We start from the raw sequence: 1,033 nt of genomic DNA, 5'->3' as shown, positions 1-1,033 counted from the left end.
TCGCCCGCTCGCGCAGCTTCAATTGCCGCATTGAGCGCCAATAAGTTGGTCTGCTCAGCAATCTCGCCAATCACATCCAATACTTTGGTAATCTGCTCCGTTTGCTGACTCAACTCAGAGATAGCATCCGATGTACTGTTGATCTCTGTAACCAACTCAGTAATGCCTTGAATCGCTTGTTCAACCTCTCGCTGGGCTTCGGTGACCTGATCGTTCGCATCGTCAATGGCCTGCGCAGTGGCATTTGTATTGCTCGCGACTTCTTTTGCCGTCATGCTCATCTCTGTTACGGCTGTCACCACTTTATCCGTTTCCAAACAGTGACTCTGCATTTGACCGCTCGCTGTGCGCGTTTGATCATTCAGTTCTTCAGAAACTGTTTGAACGGCAGAAGCAGATCGATGAATGTCCTGCATCAGTGGGTGAAGTTTATCCATAAACTCATTAAAGGCAGCCGCGACTTCGCCAACTTCGTCTTTACTTTCCACTTTTAGACGCGCAGTTAAGTCACCGCCACCCGCAGCAACATCTTTGAGAGAATCGGCGACGTGCTGAAGTGGTTTAATGCCTTTCGAGACAGCAATACTGGTTAAGATGCTGGTAATAATCAGGCCAATCACCGAGATTGTCACCGCAGATAAAGTGTGTTGATTTAACTCTTGCGTGCGCAATTCACGCTGCATGGCAACTTGTTGGTCGATGTCATCAATGTAGATCCCGGTACCAAGCACCCAGTCCCATTTTTGTAGATACTCAGCGTAACCCAATTTCGGTGCCTGAGCGTTGATGGTTGGTTTGTGCCAAGAGAAATACAAAAAGCCATCGCCTTTTTGCGATGCATCAATCAAGCCAGCAATCACCGCTACGCCATTTTCATCTTTAAGGTCATACAGATTTTTACCTTCCAGCGACGGTTTGATGGCATGTAAGGTATTGATACCTTGAGAATCATACGCGAAAAAGTACCCATCACTTTCAAAGCGCATCGCTTTTAAGATTTCTTTCGCCGCTTGTTTATTACTGCCATTAACGT

The 1,033-nt window shown here is 46.9% G+C and carries 1 protein-coding gene; it reads right to left on the bottom strand.

Translation table 11 applies throughout. From position 1 onward, the window contains the following. Window positions 1–1,033 (bottom strand): methyl-accepting chemotaxis protein (locus R7Q38_RS24920; RefSeq protein WP_318114746.1); only part of this gene is annotated, 1,033 nt, incomplete at both ends.

The organism is Vibrio sp. Vb0598 (assembly GCF_033338935.1).
Taxonomy (GTDB): domain Bacteria; phylum Pseudomonadota; class Gammaproteobacteria; order Enterobacterales; family Vibrionaceae; genus Vibrio; species Vibrio alginolyticus.
Note: the sequence above shows the minus strand (reverse complement) of the source record. Positions and strands in the feature narration are given on the sequence as shown.